This is a genomic window from Yersinia rohdei ATCC 43380, assembly GCF_000173775.1.
GTDB classification, from domain to species: domain Bacteria; phylum Pseudomonadota; class Gammaproteobacteria; order Enterobacterales; family Enterobacteriaceae; genus Yersinia; species Yersinia rohdei.
In genome coordinates, this window is sequence record NZ_ACCD01000012.1 from 22,642 (window position 1) to 40,082 (window position 17,441).

Here is a 17,441-nt window from a genome sequence, read left to right on the forward strand (position 1 = left end):
GGGATTAGATTGCTGGCTAACTCGTCACTGAAAGTATTGGATTAATATCAATCACTTATTTTAGGTTTTTCTATTTTGCTCTGTTGGCCGGTAAGTTTTCTCAACAAACTGTGCCACTAACCGCCGAGAAATCTTTATCCCCCCGGTTTTAAGCTCCTCAGGTAGGCGATAAAAAGCCACCGGGCGTTGGAACACCGCCAACTGCGGCGCTAACCAATCGGCTAATGTCATCTCATCCACCGCCACCTCAGCATCAATTACCGCGACGGGCCGATGGCCGAATTCGGTATCAGCGACAGGAATAACAAAAGCTTGCTGTATTGCTGGATATTGCAGCAAAACCCGCTCAATAGCCTCAGGCTGAATACCCTCGCCGCCACTAAAAAACAAGTTATCCAACCGCCCGAGAATATGCAGTTCACCTTGCTGCCATACCCCACGATCACGGGTGTGGAACCAGCCATCAGCATCCGCCAGCGGCTGTAACTGGCCCTGTTGCCAGTAACCGGCCGCCAGACAATCGGCTTTCACCCATACTTCGTCTTCGACCAGTTTCACCTGCCGCCCCGCCAATGCCGCCCCGACACCGGGCTGGCCGTCAGCACGTTTGGCACAGACGGTAGAGGCCGCTTCAGTCAAACCATAACCGCACCAGCAGCGGATACCACGGGCTTCAGCTTGTTCGGTCAAGGTGGTTGGGATAGCCGCGCCGCCCAGTAAAACATCTTTCAAGCTAAGCGGGTTGTTGGTTTTTTCCAGTAAGCGCCAGAGCTGGGTTGGCACCAGCGAAGCATGGCTGCATCCGGCAAGAGCATCAGATAACGCTACACCGGTTTGCACCACCAAAGTGGCCCCGACACTCAACCAGCGCCAAACAATCCCCTGCCCTGAAACATGAAATAGTGGCAATGACAGTAACCAACTGTCGGCCGCCGTGAAGTTCATCAGCTTGACTACGCCGTCAGCGCTGGCCAAATGGGCAGCAATGGTATGCACCGCCGCCTTGGGCAAGCCCGAAGAACCTGAGGTTAGCGTCATGGTCGCCAGCCGTTGACTCTCCCATGCGGGTATCTCTGCCGCCGGAGGATGGGTGCAGAGCGTCAGCGGGGTAAAGGTGAATGACGCGGGTAATGGGTCGGCCAGATTCAAGATAAAATCAATATCTAGCGGAGCCAAGAGAGGCACCAGCAGCGCCTCTGGCAATTGTGGATTAAGGGGTAACACCCGGGCGGCGCACTGCAAGGCGGCCAGATAAGCCAATAGTTGCGAATAACTGTTTTTGCCCCGCAGCACCACGCCACTGCCGGGCATCACACCTTGCTGCTGAAAACCGGATGCCAGATTATCAATATCAGTGGCCAGTTGCTGCCAGCTGATCAGCTGCGACCCCGAACGTATCGCTATTGTCTGAGGTCGCAGTCTGGCCCAATATTTCCAAGGGAACGTTTCTTGGCAATCATACCTATCTTGGCGATAACCTGAAGCTTGCCCCGCCCCGGCACTCAGCTGTGCCATAACACATCCAGCTGTTCAGCCGCCACGACGGGCAAAAGGCTATCAGGCCAGCGGCGTACCAATTGCGCCTGCATCAAATCCAAGGTATCTAACCCTGGGATTGTGGCGGGCGTCAGCCAGTTTGCCAAGCGCGCCAATTGGGTCAGCCCCAGACTGGACTCAATACTGGAACTGATAACCGCCACCAGCCCCGCCTGATGCGCTTGCTGCACCAATTGCTGGCAACGCGCAATGCTGCCCACCAAGGTCGGTTTAATGACAATGGCGGCCACGCCCGGCTCTGCTTCGACCTTAAAATCAGCCTCGCGCACACTTTCATCCCATGCGATGGCAATCCCCGTATCACGGGCAAACTCACGGGATTCTGCCCGAGTTTTACAAGGCTCTTCCAGAAAGGCGATGCGAGAACGCAGTTCAGGATTGACATATTTCGCAAACCCATCGGCTTTCGCCCGTGTCCAACTGCGATTGGCATCCAGACGTAAGGTCAAATCAGGTAAGGCTTCCAGCAACACATTGACTATCATGCCGTCGCGCACGGCCTCATATAACCCGACTTTCACCTTGGCGACTTTCTCGCCGGGCAGGGCCTGTAGCACCGCAAACAGCTCGTCAGGGTCACCGGTACAAAGTGGCGCTTTACGATAATCTGCCGTCATCGGCAAGCCGTTATCCAGCTCCGCTTGTGCACAACTTAGGCCAAAAGCAACGGATGGCAGCGGGTTAAGTAACGGATTTTCGCCCTTAACCCAGCATTGCAACCAACTCAGGGCCGCCGCTTCTGCCTGTGCTAAATTTTCCTGACTGAACTCCGGTAACGGGGCAATTTCACCCCAGCCCGTCTGCTCGCCTTGCTGCAACTTCACCAATAATCCATCACGGCTTTTTAGTCGTTGATGGCGCAATATCACCCCGGCTTCCATTGGGATGCTATAGCGGTAAAGCGTCGCCGCGCGCATTACGGATTACGCTTGAATTTGCTGAAGTCCGGTTGGCGTTTTTCATTAAATGCATTACGCCCTTCCTGGCCTTCATCTGTCATATAGAACAGCATAGTGGCGTTACCCGCCAACTCCTGCAGACCCGCTTGCCCATCGCAGTCGGCATTCAGCGCGGCTTTCAGACAGCGCAGTGCCATTGGGCTGTTTTGTAGCATTTCACGACACCAGCGCACGGTTTCTTTTTCTAACTCGGCGAGCGGCACCACGGTATTGACCAGCCCCATATCCAATGCTTTTTTAGCATCATATTGGCGGCACAAGAACCAGATTTCGCGGGCTTTTTTCTGGCCGACAATGCGCGCCATATAAGCCGCCCCCCAACCGCCGTCGAATGAGCCGACTTTTGGCCCCGTTTGCCCAAAAATGGCGTTATCAGCCGCAACGGTAAGATCGCACATCATATGCAATACATGCCCGCCACCAATTGAATAACCGGCAACCATTGCAACAACCGGTTTCGGGCACGTGCGGATCTGGCGCTGGAAATCCAAAACATTCAGGTGGTGAACACCACTGTTGTCTTTATAACCGCCGTAGTCGCCACGGACTTTCTGATCACCACCAGAACAGAAGGCTTGGTCACCTTCACCGGTCAGGATTATCACGCCAATATTGTCGTCATAGCGCGCGTCGGCCAGCGCCTGGATCATCTCTTTAACGGTTAATGGGCGAAATGCATTACGCACCTGTGGGCGGTTAATGGTGATCTTGGCGATCCCATCGCTGGATTTGTGATAACGAATATCTTCAAACCCAGCAGAGCAATCCTGCCAATCAATGGCGGCATACAGCTGTTCTTCGCTCGGATAAAGCATAATTAGCATTCCTTTAACGGGATTAGGATAAAAATGATGAATTGGGTAAAGATGATGAACTTGATAAAAATGACAATACCTGCGCGGCAAAAGCGCCGGGGTTCGCCCGGTGAGCATTGTGGCCAGCGCGGGCCAGAGTGCGTAATGGCAACTGATATTCGCGCGCCACTTGCTGGAATTTTTGATCGCGCTCGCCACATAGATAAGTGAAAGGGACGCGAAGTTGTTGCAGGGCCGGTAATAGCCAAGGCTGATGCCCCAGTGAGGTGGCTTCCAGCATTTCTGCCACCGCCGGGCCACAGTTTTCTGCCCGCAATGTCACCAATTGGTGCCGCTGTTGCGCATTTAAATCAGCAAAGACATCTTGCTGATACCAATCAATGAGAACCTGTGGCAAAGGTTCCTGACGGAAACGCTGCGCCCAGCGGCGGTCATGTTGTAACCGTGCGTGCCGCAGTGCGTCGTTTTCCAGCCCGAGGTTTCCCCCTTCCACTAACAGCCCCTGTAAACCATGAGGGTTGCTATAGCCGGCGTGATACATCGCAATTCTGCCGCCTAAAGAATAGCCTGCCAGCCAATATTCGCGAATGCCATTAGCCTGCAATGTTGCCGTTAATTGCTGGCTGATATCAGCCAATCCACGGGTGGTGAGCGCCACTGATTTCCCGTGCCCCGGTAAATCAATGAGTAGCGAAGGATAATCGCCACACAATTGGGCCACCGGTAACCAATCCTCGCCGCTCCCCAATAAGCCATGCAGCCATACTAACCAAGGCCCGGCATGTTGATGTACCGCGGATTGAGGATGTGGTTCGAGTTTGCGGCAAGCCAGTGTCATAGCTGGGCCACCTGCTGTACCAATTGTTGTAAGGTTTCGGCTCCTTGGCTGGGCGGCACGACAATCTCAATCAAGGTGACACCGCCCCGTAGCCAGCACTGCTCAACCTGCTGTTGGAGCATCAGCCAACTCTCTGGGCGGCCATAACCTAAACCAAACATAGCGGCAGCATGTTCAAAATTGACATCCTGCGGCATGCAATAAAAACGTTGGCGATCGGCTTCTGGCGTGGGCAGCAGCGAGAAAATCTGCCCGCCATTATTGTTCACCACTAACAGCACGGTGGGAGCCGAACTTTGGCGCAATAATGCCAGTGCATTGAGGTCATATAACGCCGATAAATCCCCGAGGATAGCCAGTGTCGGTTTGGCTGTCGCGCGCTGGACGCCGGCGGCGGTGGACAGCAAACCATCAATACCACTCGCGCCACGGTTACTGAACACCGGGTAGCCTGCGGGTAATTGCCCCAAAGCATCAATCAAGCGCACAATCAAACTGTTACCAACAAAAAGTTGGCCATTTTCCGGTAACAATTCAGCCAGCTGATGGGCGACTGCGGCCTCACTAAATTGCTCGTTCAGTACTTGGGCGACATGGGCTTGAGCATTTTCTGCCCACAGGCTGAGTTCAGCCGCCCACGGGCTGCGGTACTGCGCTGGATGCTGTGCCAACCACTCATTCACTGGCGAAATAATTCTACGCCCACGATGATTGGCCGGGTCAAGGCGACCGGGCAAGGTATCTATCAGCCAATATTCCTGCGGTTGGCATTGTGCTTGCCACTGCAACAGGCGCTTGCCGGTCAAGCTACTGCCAAATTGCAACACGATTTGTGCCTGAGCAAGCACCTGCTGCGCCTGAGGATGGGCCAGCCACAAATCAGCACAGGGCAGCGGTTGGCCGGTCTGTGAGAGCACATCGCCCAGCAATGGCCACCCCAGCAATTGTGCCCATTCGGCCAGTTGCTCGCCCTCGGCGGCGGTCATGCGCCCGGCAATGATTACGCCGCGTTTTTGCCGCCAGGAGAACCAGTCAGTTTGTTGTATGGCCGGTAAATTGCCGGATTGGCGTAGCCACGGGTGGCAATCTTGCCACCAGTCACCCAAGGTGGCAGACCAGTCAGCATAGAGTTGAGCGTCACCGCCATACAGGGGTTCCGCAAAGGGGCAGTTAACATGCAGAGCGCCCTGATGCAATTGCGCCATAGCGCCATCAATGGCCGACACCAACCAGCTGGCCGGGATATCTGGCGTGGGTCGCGGCATATTCAAGCTCACGGTAGGATGGCTGGCAAATAGCCCTTGCTGGCGAATCGCCTGATTGGCCCCGCAGTCAATTAACTCCGGCGGGCGGTCGGCGGTCAGCAGGATCAATTTCTCCCCCGTCAGCCCGGCTTCAATCAGGGCCGGGTAAAGATTGGCAGCGGCAGTGCCAGAGGTGACAATCACCGCCACGGGTTCTGCCGAAGCTTTTGCCAGCCCTAATGCCAAATGCCCCAAGCCGCGCTCATCAAAATGGGTGTGGCAAACCAGCGACGGGTTCGCCGCTGCCGCTAAGGTCAAAGGTGTTGAACGGGAGCCAGGAGCAATACAGATATGACGCACACCGTGGCGAGTCAACGCCTCCAGTAGCAATGCCGCCCAACGACGGTTAAAAACGCTTGTCGACATGGTTTGCCCAAAAGTCAGTTAACAGACACCGCGACCGCGATAATCAGCGTGAGGAACAAAAAATCATCCTCTGTAAAAGCCCGAAGTGACTGAATAATGGTTAAAATTTTACCACTCATCGCCAAGGGTAAATGGCGTTGTGACCCCGTTTGACAGTTTACACTTGCAACCGGAGAGCCACAACACACCCACATAACGAGTGCGGTTAATTAGTGCATTTTATGCTTTATTATCTTGCTGTTGATTCGTCAGCAAAGTCCGTAACCCTGCTGATTTATTGTTAATTTCTTGCCACTCTTGTTGTGGATCAGAACCGGCGACAATACCGGCCCCGGCATACAGATGGATTTGGCTGTCCTCCACCCATGCAGAGCGCAGTGTCACACTGAATTCAGTTTGTTTTAGGGAAAGATAGCCCGCCGAACCGGCATACCAACCGCGAGAAAAAGGTTCGTTTTCGGCAATAAACTGCCGGGCAATATTGCGCGGCAACCCCGCCACGGCGGCCGTCGGTTGCAATCTTTGCAAGCAATCAGTATCACTGGCCAGATTAAGCCTGGCATGAATGCGACGGCGCAAATGCTGGACTTTACGTAACCGAATCACTTCCGGCGGCATCACATCCACTGCCTCAACCCCACCTTGCAAACGCTGGCAAATGTCATCAACGACCAGTAAATTTTCGCGTTGATTTTTTTCATCATGCATCAGCCAGTTGGCCAGTTCAGTCGCCTGCACACTGTTTTCATCATTTGATACTGTGCCGGCCAAGGCTTCGGTTTCCAAATGCAACAATTGGCGCTGGAACAGGCGCTCCGGGCTGGAGCCCAGAAAAGCCCGCACCGCATCAAAGCGCAACATATAGTGGTAACAATGATGGTTAACCTGGCGGCTCGCAGCCATAAAAGCGGTACAGGAAAGCGGTTTGTCCAGCATGAGTCGGGTCGCCCGCGCCAGTACCACTTTTTCCATTTTTTGTTGTTCGATATTGCCTAACGCGCGCTGAATTAAGCCACTCCACTGCGGATATTCCGGCATATGGCTGGCATGTTCGACAACCGCATCCAGCGCTGGTAGGGGTTTGGCGGCAACCAGTTGGTCAATAAAGGTGATGGCCAGCGCAGCATCTTGCTGCAAGGAAAAATCACTTACTAAATTAAGGGTCAGATGGGTATGGTGACCACGACGCGAAATTTCAATACGCGGTAAAAACAGGAAACTGGTCTGGAGTTGCGGCGGGCTGCTGGCACTGGGGTCAGTGATACTCACCGGTTCAAACGCATTCAGCCCCCACACCCGTAGCCCGGCGACCGCACTGTGCTGCTGAATAAAGCGTTCGGCCGAGGCCACATCATTAAATTGGCGAATTTGACCACAGACGGCGGTTTCTTCATGGCCTTCACGATGCTGCCAGTAAAATTGTGGAAAATGGCACTGCACCGCCAACCATTCCAGTAATTGGCTCCCCACCAGACCCGGCGCGGGCAAAATAATTTGCCGAATACCGGCCTGCTCAGGGAAGCCGGCACGTAACTTTTGCCGTAATTCGCCTAACAAACCAGAAAGTTGCTTCACGACCACCTCGGCAAATCAACAGAAAGAGTGGGATTATACGGGCCATGAATAATAAGAAAAGTCAGATTGAAAAGTTATTGTTCGTTATCACACTAATATTTGATATTGGTACCAACCTATACCTCTTAAGAGGGGCAAAAGAGCAAATTTCCTCCGCCTTAGCATTATATGAGATTAATATTCTCAACTCAGGCCCACTTGCTACTGGCCAACGAGCAAGAGTGCCAAATAGAAACGGCCCCTTTAAGAGCCGTTAAAACTGCGGACAAAGTTGATTGGCGAGGAAATGGGCCACATCGTAAGCGCCCATAGGTGACTGACATAGAACTGAAAGTGCGGATTTGTCGTCAACCTCACTAGAATACCTGTCTCATTAAAAAAGGTTAGCGTCGCGCCAACAATAAGCCAATGACCAACCCGACAGTCGCGCCAATCCCCACACTGCACCAGGGTTTGTCACGAACATAGTCATCAGTACAGCAGGCCAGCGCTTTTGCCCGTTTGATATAGCATTCACTGCGGCCACTCAAACGGTACTGAACCTCCTTTAGTGCTTTCTCCGCCCGTGCTTTAATTTCCTGATAACTTTCATCCGCTGCATCGCCCGAGGCCCGCAGTACCTCCTCTAGCGTATCCGTCAGCATCATTAAATCGTCATCCAATGAGGTTTGCTGGTCTTTATCTCGGTTCATGTGCATTCTCCATGAGTGAAAAAAGGGCATCTCTAAGCATAGCCTATCGTCGTGAAATTGGATTTTGATTGGCGTTAACGATAAAAACAACTGGCGCCCTGCTCGGCCCCAGTCATTTGCTCACGTAAGGCCCCAAATAGCTCGCGCCCACTCCCCACATGGAAAGCGGCAATATCCGGCATCTGCGGCTGGCGCGCGGCCAATTCGGCGTCATCCACCAGCAGTGAAAGTTCGCCGCTAACACCATCCACCCGGACGCGGTCACCATTACGGATTTTTGCCAACAAACCACCACAATAGGCTTCTGGTGTTACATGGATTGCCGAAGGCACCTTCCCAGAGGCCCCGGATAAGCGGCCATCAGTCACCAATGCCACCTTAAAACCACGATCCAATAACACCCCCAATGGCGGCATTAATTTATGCAACTCTGGCATCCCAATAGCGCGCGGCCCTTGATAACGCACCACCACCACACAATCTTTGTCCAATGCACCCGACTCAAATGCTGACTCGACATCATGCTGGCTTTCAAACACCACCGCCGGCCCTTCAATAATCTGATGTTCATGAGGAACTGCCGAGGTCTTCATCACGGCACGTCCCAAATTGCCACTCAATACCTTGGTGCCACCTTGTGGTGAAAAGGGGTTGGCCACACTGGCAATAACTTGATTATCCAGTGACTGCTCTGGCCCATTGCGCCATTGCAGTTGGCCGTTTTCCAGATACGGCTCTTGGGTATAATGTTGCAAGCCAAACCCAGCTACCGTGTGCACATCGCCATGCAATAATCCTCCTTGCAGCAATTCTTTGACTAACAGTGACACCCCGCCAGCCGCCTGGAAATAGTTGATATCCGCCGGGCCATTGGGGTAAATGCGACATAATTGCGGTACCACATCAGACAGCTCAGAAAAGTCATCCCAATCAATGATAATCCCCGCCGCACGGGCCATCGCCACCAGATGCAAAGTGTGATTGGTTGAGCCGCCAGTTGCCAGCAGGGCCACAATGCCATTCACCACCACTTTTTCATCCACCAATTGGCCGACGGGCAGATAATTGCCACTGGTTTGTGTCAAGCGGGTGACCTGGCGCGCCGCCGCCGCCGTCAGAGCATCGCGCAATGGCGTATTGGGCTGGATAAAAGACGCGCCAGGCAAGTGCAATCCCATCACTTCCATCACCATCTGATTAGAGTTGGCCGTGCCATAAAATGTACAGGTACCGGCGCTGTGATAAGAGGCCGCTTCGGCGTCTAATAAGGCGTGTCGGTCGACTTTCCCCTCGGCATACAGTTGGCGCACCCGCACTTTTTCTTTATTGGACAGGCCGCTGGCCATTGGCCCTGCCGGGACAAAAACTGCCGGTAAGTGACCGAATGACAAGGCGGCTATCAATAAACCGGGCACGATTTTGTCGCAAACGCCGAGGTACAAAGCGCCATCAAACATATTGTGTGATAAACCAATAGCGGCTGACATGGCAATAATATCGCGGCTCATCAGCGACAGCTCCATGCCATCTTGTCCTTGAGTCACCCCGTCGCACATAGCGGGAACCCCACCGGCAACCTGCCCGACCGCGCCGACTTCATGTAGCGCAGCTTTCAGTTGCTGCGGATAATGTTCATAAGGCTGATGGGCGGACAACATGTCGTTATAAGAGGTGATAATGGCAATATCACTGCGCACCATATTTTTTAGCGCAGCTTTATCCTCTGGTTGGCAGGCGGCAAAACCGTGGGCCAGATTGCCACAAGCCAACTGCGAGCGGTGAACCGTATTTTCCTGCGCCGCACTGATACGTTGCAGATAAGCCGAACGAGTAGCCGCAGATCGCGCCGCAATACGCTGCGTGACACGGGTGAGAGTCGGGTTCATCGCCATTCCTTATTCGCTTAGGGGAGTCAAAAGTTCAATGCTGCCCGCAGGGAGGCCAATAAAATCCGCCAGCACCTGCAGTAGCAAATTGTGGTCATCTAGATGTGGTGCGCCGGAAACATTCACGCTTCCAATAATACCCACCTGCTGAACCTGTAGCGGGAACCCGCCACCCAATGCAGCATAATCGCGCAGACTGACACCATAACGCGCCTCAAGTGAGGTCTGGCGCTGCTGTAACATCAGCCCGGCGGCATAGGAGCTGGTGCCCAGTAACTCTACGACATTGCGCTTACGCCGCAGCCAATCATGATTTTCTGCACTGGTGCCAGACATGGCGTAGCTGAATAAAGTTTGCCCATTCAGAGTAATATTAATCGCCAGCGCCACTGCCTGTTGCTCGGCTTGCTGCTTGATTTTCTCACCTAGCTGCCAGGCCATTTCGTGATTGAAATTAGTGAGTTGCAGGCGCTGTTGCTGCTGCTGACAGCGGATAAGTTGCTGCTGTAAATTCATGAGACACTCCGGTTATCAAGGGCGCTGGCATTGCTATGTCGGCGAATGCCAGCGACCGGGCTTTATGCGCGTTTTACCCTGGCTAAACCTTTGGCCGTTTTCTTTGTGTCGACTTCAACATCACACTCTTTCGGCAGAGTCAGGGTAATCAGTCCGGCAATAATTAATGAGCCCGCCAACATGCAGACGGCGGCACTTTGGCCGTAGAGGAAAATCATTACACCGACCAGATATGGGCCACAGAACCCGCCCAAATTACCTAAACCATTAATGACACCGCGCGCCCCACCCGCCACTTCCGGCACGGCAATACGTCCGGGAATTGACCAGAATGGGCTGGTGGCTGCTTTAAGGAAGAAGCCGCATACCACCAGAGCCAGATAAGACACCAACACGTTGTGACGGAAAATAACCGACGTCACCAACCCTGCGGCAAAGCAGAACAGTGAAATCATGATCAACAGACGGCGCTTACCGGTTTTATCCGATAAAGAAGAAATGACATAGATACCCGCAGTGGTGGCAATAAATGGCAGAATGGCCAGAACCCCGACAGAGGCCATATTGCCGCCAGTCAGATTTTTCAAGATGGTCGGCAACCATAAGGTGTAGCCGTAATCCCCGGTTTGATAAAAGAAATTCAGCGCGACCAGCTTCATCAACCCTTTATTAAGGAATACCGCTTTGAGTGGGGCGTTGGTCACTGGCGCATCCAGCATCCGCTCAGCACGTTCCCGCGCCAGTTCAGTTACCAGATAATCGCGCTCTTTTGCTGATAGCCATTTTGCTTCTTCTGGCCGATCACTGATAACAAACCACCACATCACTAACACCACGGCGGAGAGCGAACCTTCCAGAAAGAATAACCAGCGCCAGTCGAGCGCATTAATGATAAAACCGGAAAGAGGGGCGGTGAACATGCCACCGATGGGGGCAAACATCATAACGAAAGCATTGGCGCGGCCAATCTCACGTTCAGGGAACCAGTTGCTGACCATAGTCAAAACCACGGGCAACATACCGCCTTCAGAAACACCCAGAACAAAACGCAGGAATAATAATTGATAATGGTTAGTGACAAAACCAGTCAAAATAGAAACTATTGCCCAGACTGCCAGAGAATAAGCAATGAATTTTCTGCCGCTACCATGAACAGCAATTCGGCCCCCCGGCACTTGTAAAAATAAATAACCAATAAAGAAAATACCGCCCGCTAAACCGGCCATTTGGCTGGTAATTGCTAAATCACTTTCCATACCACCGGGCAGAGCAAAACTTATATTTACTCTGTCCATAAAAGAAATAATACAAGCAATCATTATTGGAACAATAACGCGGAACCAACGGGCATTAGGGATCTTACTGTCCATATAAATACGCCTTATGATAATAGCAAAGTATTACTCTGCACACTAAATAAGCGTGCAGAGTGTGTCGGATGAAATAAGTGCGTTTACTTAAATTAATTAAATCTTACGAACTTTTATTATTAATAATCTTTAAAAAATTAATAATTAATAGCGGTCGGTGCTTTTTCACCAGAAAAATGTGCCAGAATATTTGAAAATACAATATCGCTCATTTGAATTCTGGTTTCGATTGTGGCGCTGGCGATATGCGGCAGTAACACCACATTTTCCATTTCAATTAAAGCCTGCGGCACATTAGGTTCTTCTGCAAATACATCCAAACCGGCACCACCAATTTCTTGCTGTTGTAATGCATGGATTAAATCATCCTGATTAATCATGCTGCCGCGCGCAATATTAATCAGCAGGGCATGATTTGGCATCGCCGCAAAAATAGCTTTATTCACCAGACCGACACTGTCTTTCCCACCCGAGATAGCCACTACCAAAATATCGCTTTGCTGGGCAAGGCTAATTAAATCAGGTAGATATTGGTATGGCAGACGTTCAATGTGCGTGGTATCGGTATAGGAAATTTGCATATCAAAACCCGTGGCGCGGCGCGCTATCGCTTGGCCAATGCGCCCCATACCAAAAATCCCCAGACGTTTGCCGGTAACTTTAGAAGATAATGGCATGCTACTGTGTGGCCACTGCCCGGCGCGCAGGAATTTATCGGCCTGACATAAACGACGAGAGGTGGCAATAATCAGACCAAGCGCGGTGTCAGCCACATCATCTGTCAGCACGCCCGGCGTTGTGGTAACAATGATATTGCGTTCACGGGTCATATCCAGATCCACAGCATCCGTGCCCACACCGAATATTGAGATAATCTGCAATTCTGGTAATAACGCCAGCACCTCGTTGGTCACACCAATATCACCGCGAGTCACAATACCTTTAATATTCTTACCCTGCTCTGCCAAAAATGCAGCAGGATCAGTAAGCTGGAAGAGTTTATGAACACTGAAATTTTGTTCCAGCTTCTCAGTCAAATAATCCATTACCGGGGCGATAATCAATACGGCTTGTTTGCTGTTTTTCATTACGAGTACCTGATCATGTCAATAAATCAAAAACCAGAATGGCAACAGATAATCTTCAGATGATTGAGCCATTCAGCGAATGTCGTTATAAGACCTGTTTTCAATGTTTTATTTTGTGACTCAGCTCACTGTAAATCATGTTAAGAAAAGATGTTACCGGTAACGTGACCAACCTATCATTGCATCAGCTGAATTGTTTCAGCCAATCAAATGTGCGTTAATAATTTAGGTTGTGAATCAATGAAAATGTTATCAACTGGCATGAGTTGTTATGGACAGGAAGACGCAAAACAGAGCGGGGTGAGGAGCGTTCGGTACTGCCATCGATAACCACAATGGCAGATTTGGGGGGTAACCCTAATTAGGGTTAATCAATACAAGGTTAAATTGTGCCACCAAGTGAAATACGATAATGAAGGTCAACCTGTTCAATTGTCGGGATTTTTTTGATTTTCTTAATCAAAATTTCAGCGGCAACTTTGCCCATTTCAAAACGTGGGGTCGTGACACTGGCAAGTACCGGAGTGGTGGCCTGGCCAATATCCAACCCATGAAAACCGGAAATAGCCATATCAGCAGGCACCCCGATTCCCAGTTTCAAGCATTCTTGTAACACGCCCACGGCCATATCATCATTAGTACAAAAAATAGCATCGAGCTGTGGATACATTTGTCGTGCCAATGCCAACATGCCAGCACCGATAGAAACAGAAGAGACTTTGTTCGGGGTAATATGCAAAGGCACAAAACCAGCATCACTAATAGCCTGGCTATATCCTTGATATCGTTTGCGATCTCGTGCATCAGACATCGAGCCAAAATAGACAATATTCTGCTTCCCACTGGCCAGCAATGTCGCCGTCATGTCATAGGCCGCCTGATAATTATTAAAACCCACCGTAATGCGGTTGAACTGAGGCTCCAGATCCATCACCTGCGCCACCGGAAGTTCTGCAGCATTCAAATATTTATCAGCGCGTAAGGTATGTTCAGAGTCGGTAAGAATAAGCCCGGAAATCTGGCAGGATAGCAGATTAACTATCTGTTCTTCCTCGCGTTCTTTACTGTAGTTATAATTCACCACTAATGTCTGGTAACCACTGGCAGCGGTCACAGATTCAATGCCTGCCAGTAAATCGGAGAAAATCTGGTTATTAAAGGAAGGAATTAAGATGCCAATACGCGGGATTTTTTGATTAATACTGTTTTCCCCATCAGGGTCCGCACTGTAATTGACTTCAACCATGACTTGAGCAATTCGCTCCCCCGTTTCTGGGGCCACTTTTTCCGGCGTGCGTAAGTAACGGCTGACTGTCATTTTGGTCACGCCGGCAAGTAACGCGATATCCTGTAACGTAACACGCTGGTTTTTCATGGCATATACCTGGAACAAGAGTGTGGAAAGACTGGCATGATTATGCACTGTTAGCATCAATAATGAAAAGCATGTTACGGGTTTTAAATACAATAACAATCATGCTATTTCTTATTAAGTTAGTTTATTATCAATAGGTTGTTACTAACTCACTTACTAAAATGAGTAAAGTCAGCCCTGAAAACCCTGTTTCCTCATCCTCAGAGCGATGTTGCTCACGTAAGAGGTAACAGCTTGCTGTAACATGATTTAAAGTGATCTTCATCACAGTTTAACCAAGCAAAAAACGGTTTGATAGGCACATGTTTTCAGTCGACTGAATCAATGTGAATGCCACCAGCATTAATATAATTTCGTTCGCGATTAAAATAAGCTAATAAGCTGTAGAAAAAATAATTGTGTTTTTTCATATTGTTGGACATTAAGTTTTCACTGTGCCCGTAAATCAGTAATCAGGAATTAACATTTACTTTATGTGTCGCCTAATGAGCGCCATCAGGAATTTATTATGAAGAATTTATTTTCGTTAGAAAAACGTAAAGTATTAATCACCGGGTCAGCTCAGGGTATTGGTTTTTTATTAGCAAAAGGTTTGGCTGAATTTGGTGCTGAAATAATTATTAATGATATTACCGCAGAACGCGCTGAAAAAGCAGTGACTGAATTACGTGCTAACGGTTTTATTGCTCATGCCGCAGCCTTTAATGTCACTGACCATGATGCTGTTAATGCTGCTATCGAACAAATAGAAAGTAATATTGGTGCTATTGATATTTTAATTAATAATGCAGGAATTCAACGCCGCCACGCCTTTACCGAATTTCCGGAAAAAGATTGGGATGACGTGATTGCGGTAAACCAAAAATCTGTATTTCTGGTTTCACAAGCAGTCTCTCGCTATATGGTTAAACGTCAACGCGGCAAAATTATTAATATTTGCTCAATGCAAAGTGAATTGGGTCGCGACACTATCACCCCCTATGCTGCATCTAAAGGTGCGGTCAAAATGTTGACCCGCGGGATGTGTGTCGAATTGGCCAGATACAACATTCAGGTCAATGGTATCGCTCCTGGCTATTTCAAAACAGAGATGACAAAAGCGCTGGTCGACGATAAAGCCTTCACTGATTGGTTGTGCAAACGCACTCCGGCTGCCCGCTGGGGTGACCCAGAAGAGTTAATTGGCGCGGCAGTATACTTGTCGTCCAAGGCGTCCGATTTTGTTAATGGGCATTTACTGTTTGTCGATGGTGGCATGGTGGTGGCGGTTTAATCCCCCAATGGCTTTGGTTAGATAGCTCATTAATAAGTAACCGAGGGAAGTTATGACAGGTAAATGCATTATCGTCATGGGCGTCTCCGGCACCGGAAAATCCTGTGTCGGCCAGCTGCTGGCACAGGCACTGGATGCCAAGTTTATTGATGGCGACGATTTGCATCCGCGCGCCAATATTCAAAAAATGGCATCAGGTCAGCCCCTAAATGATCAAGACCGCGCCCCTTGGCTGGAGCGCTTAAGTGATGTGGCGTATAGCTTGCAACAGAAAAACGAAGTGGGCTTTTTAGTCTGTTCCGCACTAAAAAAACAATATCGCGATCGCCTACGCGCCGGTAATCAAGGAATACGTTTTTTGTGGTTGACCGGCAATTACGATTTGGTGTTACACAGAATGCAGCAACGAGCCGGGCATTTTATGCCAGAGAGCCTGTTAAAGAGCCAGTTCGCAACACTGGAAGCCCCTGATACCAATGAGCCGGATGTGATTGAAATCGATATATCACCCGACGTGGTCAGTGTTGTAGAACACTGTATTGCTGCACTGGCGCAGGAAGATAACCTGAGCCATTGTGCTTAAATCCCGCGGCGAAATAGACCCGCAGGCATATAGGAATAGTTATGATACTTGATGAACTGAAAAATGCGGTGAATAACCCACTGTACCCAGATGCCATCCGTCGCACATTGGCGGCGATTAGCAAGATGGATTTGGTCAATCTACCCGCCGGTGAGCAAGAAATTGAAGGCCGCGAGATTTACTTGAATCATATTATCGCTACGACAAAGCCATTATATGAACAACTCCCTGAATTACATCGTTATTACATTGATATTCATATTTTGTTGGAAGGCAGTGAGGTGATTGGGGCTTCCCCTTCAACTCAGGGCCAGCGCCCGACAATGGATTTTGATATTGAGCGGGATTATGGTCTGTTTGAAGGGATAACGACTGAAACCCTGTTAACCCTCAGCCCCGGTGATATCGTGCTGTTATTCCCTGGCGAATTACATCGCCCCATGGGCACATTGGCTGAAGTCGCCCCACTGCGCAAGATAGTGGTTAAGGTTGCGAATCATCTGCTGTGATTTTATGATAAATCCGGTGGATAACATCCTGTATTTACTCAGGTAAGTTGCCACCGGACTCTTAATGACCAAACCAAATCCCCACTAATCTGAATCTACAGAGGGCTGCAAAGGAGCCATGCTCTTTTGGCTATTCCGCCTTGCAGCCAACCATAACCCACTGTTTTTCATCGCATAACCAAATATCAACCCAACCAGCAAAGAGACCGAAACCAATTTCCAATCACCATTACCGGCGAAAGTGGCACAGGCACCAATAAAGGTGCCGGGGACAAATGACAGCCATTGCTGGCAAGCCTGGATACACATCAAAAATGCAACAACGCCGGTGAGCACATACCCAAGGATGGCCCACTCCGGTTGTAATGCGCTGCCCTGAATAATCACTATCGCCCAAAATACCCCGCTCGCGCAGGTGAGCAACGTGATAAGCAACCCTTTCAAGCCGCCTTGCGGGCAGGCAAAATACGCAGTACAGCCAAGAAAACCCGCCCAACTAAGAAGCCCCAAACTGACCGCTACCCAACCCCAGATACCCGAGAGAATACCCGTCGTAATGGCAATCATCAGAATAATGTTCATCAGCATTTACCTGCGCAAAAGTGTTAGATGCAATTTGTATAGGGTGAAATTCGCGCAGTTTACCTGAATTAAGGTGTGATTTTATCGATTTTAGTCACAAAAATAATGTAAGCATATTTTTACCATCATTTTTAATGTGACTTATGTCACACA

Annotated in this window: 16 protein-coding genes; 3 read left to right on the forward strand and 13 right to left on the reverse strand. The window is 50.1% G+C overall.

The annotated features are described in order from the left end of the window. Positions 1-60: 60 nt before the first annotated feature. From menE to YROHD0001_RS08465, 12 genes are all read right to left on the reverse strand, one after another. Positions 61-1,515, reverse strand: a complete 1,455-nt coding sequence (gene menE, locus YROHD0001_RS08515; protein ID WP_042542286.1) for an o-succinylbenzoate--CoA ligase — start codon at positions 1,513-1,515, stop codon at positions 61-63. Further along, positions 1,503-2,474 carry an o-succinylbenzoate synthase gene (menC, locus tag YROHD0001_RS08510; protein ID WP_004714797.1) on the reverse strand — a complete coding sequence of 324 codons (972 nt, stop codon included), beginning with the start codon at positions 2,472-2,474 and terminating at the stop codon, positions 1,503-1,505. Before menC ends, menE begins: the two co-directional genes overlap by 13 nt. Then, positions 2,474-3,331 (reverse strand): 1,4-dihydroxy-2-naphthoyl-CoA synthase, encoded by an 858-nt coding sequence (menB, locus tag YROHD0001_RS0117915; RefSeq protein ID WP_032816944.1) that lies wholly within the window; start codon positions 3,329-3,331, stop codon positions 2,474-2,476. Before menB ends, menC begins: the two co-directional genes overlap by 1 nt. A 22-nt stretch (positions 3,332-3,353) precedes the next feature. After that, positions 3,354-4,169, reverse strand: a complete 816-nt coding sequence (menH, locus tag YROHD0001_RS08505; protein ID WP_032816945.1) for a 2-succinyl-6-hydroxy-2,4-cyclohexadiene-1-carboxylate synthase — start codon at positions 4,167-4,169, stop codon at positions 3,354-3,356. Next, a complete protein-coding gene (menD, locus tag YROHD0001_RS08500) occupies positions 4,166-5,839 on the reverse strand; it encodes a 2-succinyl-5-enolpyruvyl-6-hydroxy-3-cyclohexene-1-carboxylic-acid synthase (RefSeq protein WP_004714799.1) in 1,674 nt (557 codons plus the stop codon). The genes menH and menD overlap by 4 nt, the downstream gene beginning before the upstream one ends. A 219-nt stretch (positions 5,840-6,058) precedes the next feature. Next, positions 6,059-7,414: an isochorismate synthase MenF gene (menF, locus tag YROHD0001_RS08495; protein ID WP_004714800.1), complete on the reverse strand. Its 1,356-nt coding sequence runs from the start codon at positions 7,412-7,414 to the stop codon at positions 6,059-6,061. Positions 7,415-7,797: 383 nt separating this feature from the next. Further along, complete coding sequence (locus YROHD0001_RS08490) at positions 7,798-8,106, reverse strand: ElaB/YgaM/YqjD family protein (protein WP_004714801.1); 309 nt, start codon at positions 8,104-8,106, stop codon at positions 7,798-7,800. Between the two features lie 74 nt (positions 8,107-8,180). After that, the gene (gene edd, locus YROHD0001_RS08485) at positions 8,181-9,992 is read right to left on the reverse strand and encodes a phosphogluconate dehydratase (RefSeq protein ID WP_032816949.1); all 1,812 of its coding nucleotides are present in this window, start codon (positions 9,990-9,992) and stop codon (positions 8,181-8,183) included. 9 nt (positions 9,993-10,001) lie between these two features. Beyond that, positions 10,002-10,508: a heme-degrading domain-containing protein gene (locus tag YROHD0001_RS08480; protein ID WP_004714803.1), complete on the reverse strand. Its 507-nt coding sequence runs from the start codon at positions 10,506-10,508 to the stop codon at positions 10,002-10,004. 62 nt (positions 10,509-10,570) lie between these two features. After that, positions 10,571-11,878, reverse strand: coding sequence for an MFS transporter (locus tag YROHD0001_RS08475; RefSeq protein ID WP_004714804.1), 1,308 nt, complete (start codon positions 11,876-11,878; stop codon positions 10,571-10,573). A 137-nt stretch (positions 11,879-12,015) separates the two neighbouring features. Beyond that, a complete protein-coding gene (locus YROHD0001_RS08470) occupies positions 12,016-12,966 on the reverse strand; it encodes a 2-hydroxyacid dehydrogenase (RefSeq protein WP_004714805.1) in 951 nt (316 codons plus the stop codon). Between the two features lie 382 nt (positions 12,967-13,348). Further along, positions 13,349-14,341, reverse strand: a complete 993-nt coding sequence (locus YROHD0001_RS08465) for a substrate-binding domain-containing protein (protein WP_032816951.1) — start codon at positions 14,339-14,341, stop codon at positions 13,349-13,351. Positions 14,342-14,849: 508 nt separating this feature from the next. Here YROHD0001_RS08465 and idnO point away from each other — a divergent pair. Genes idnO through YROHD0001_RS08450 form a run of 3 tightly spaced genes read left to right on the forward strand, consistent with a single transcriptional unit; the run spans position 14,850 to position 16,706 of the window. Further along, complete coding sequence (idnO, locus tag YROHD0001_RS08460; protein ID WP_032816952.1) at positions 14,850-15,614, forward strand: gluconate 5-dehydrogenase; 765 nt, start codon at positions 14,850-14,852, stop codon at positions 15,612-15,614. A 52-nt stretch (positions 15,615-15,666) separates the two neighbouring features. Beyond that, positions 15,667-16,197, forward strand: coding sequence for a gluconokinase (locus tag YROHD0001_RS08455; protein ID WP_004714810.1), 531 nt, complete (start codon positions 15,667-15,669; stop codon positions 16,195-16,197). A gap of 41 nt (positions 16,198-16,238) precedes the next feature. Further along, positions 16,239-16,706, forward strand: a complete 468-nt coding sequence (locus YROHD0001_RS08450) for a NanQ anomerase/TabA/YiaL family protein (protein WP_004714811.1) — start codon at positions 16,239-16,241, stop codon at positions 16,704-16,706. A gap of 84 nt (positions 16,707-16,790) precedes the next feature. Here YROHD0001_RS08450 and YROHD0001_RS08445 read toward each other — a convergent pair whose 3' ends face one another. Beyond that, entirely contained in the window at positions 16,791-17,288 is a 498-nt protein-coding gene (locus YROHD0001_RS08445; protein ID WP_032816954.1) for a DUF1097 domain-containing protein, read from the reverse strand. Between the last annotated feature and the right edge of the window lie 153 nt (positions 17,289-17,441).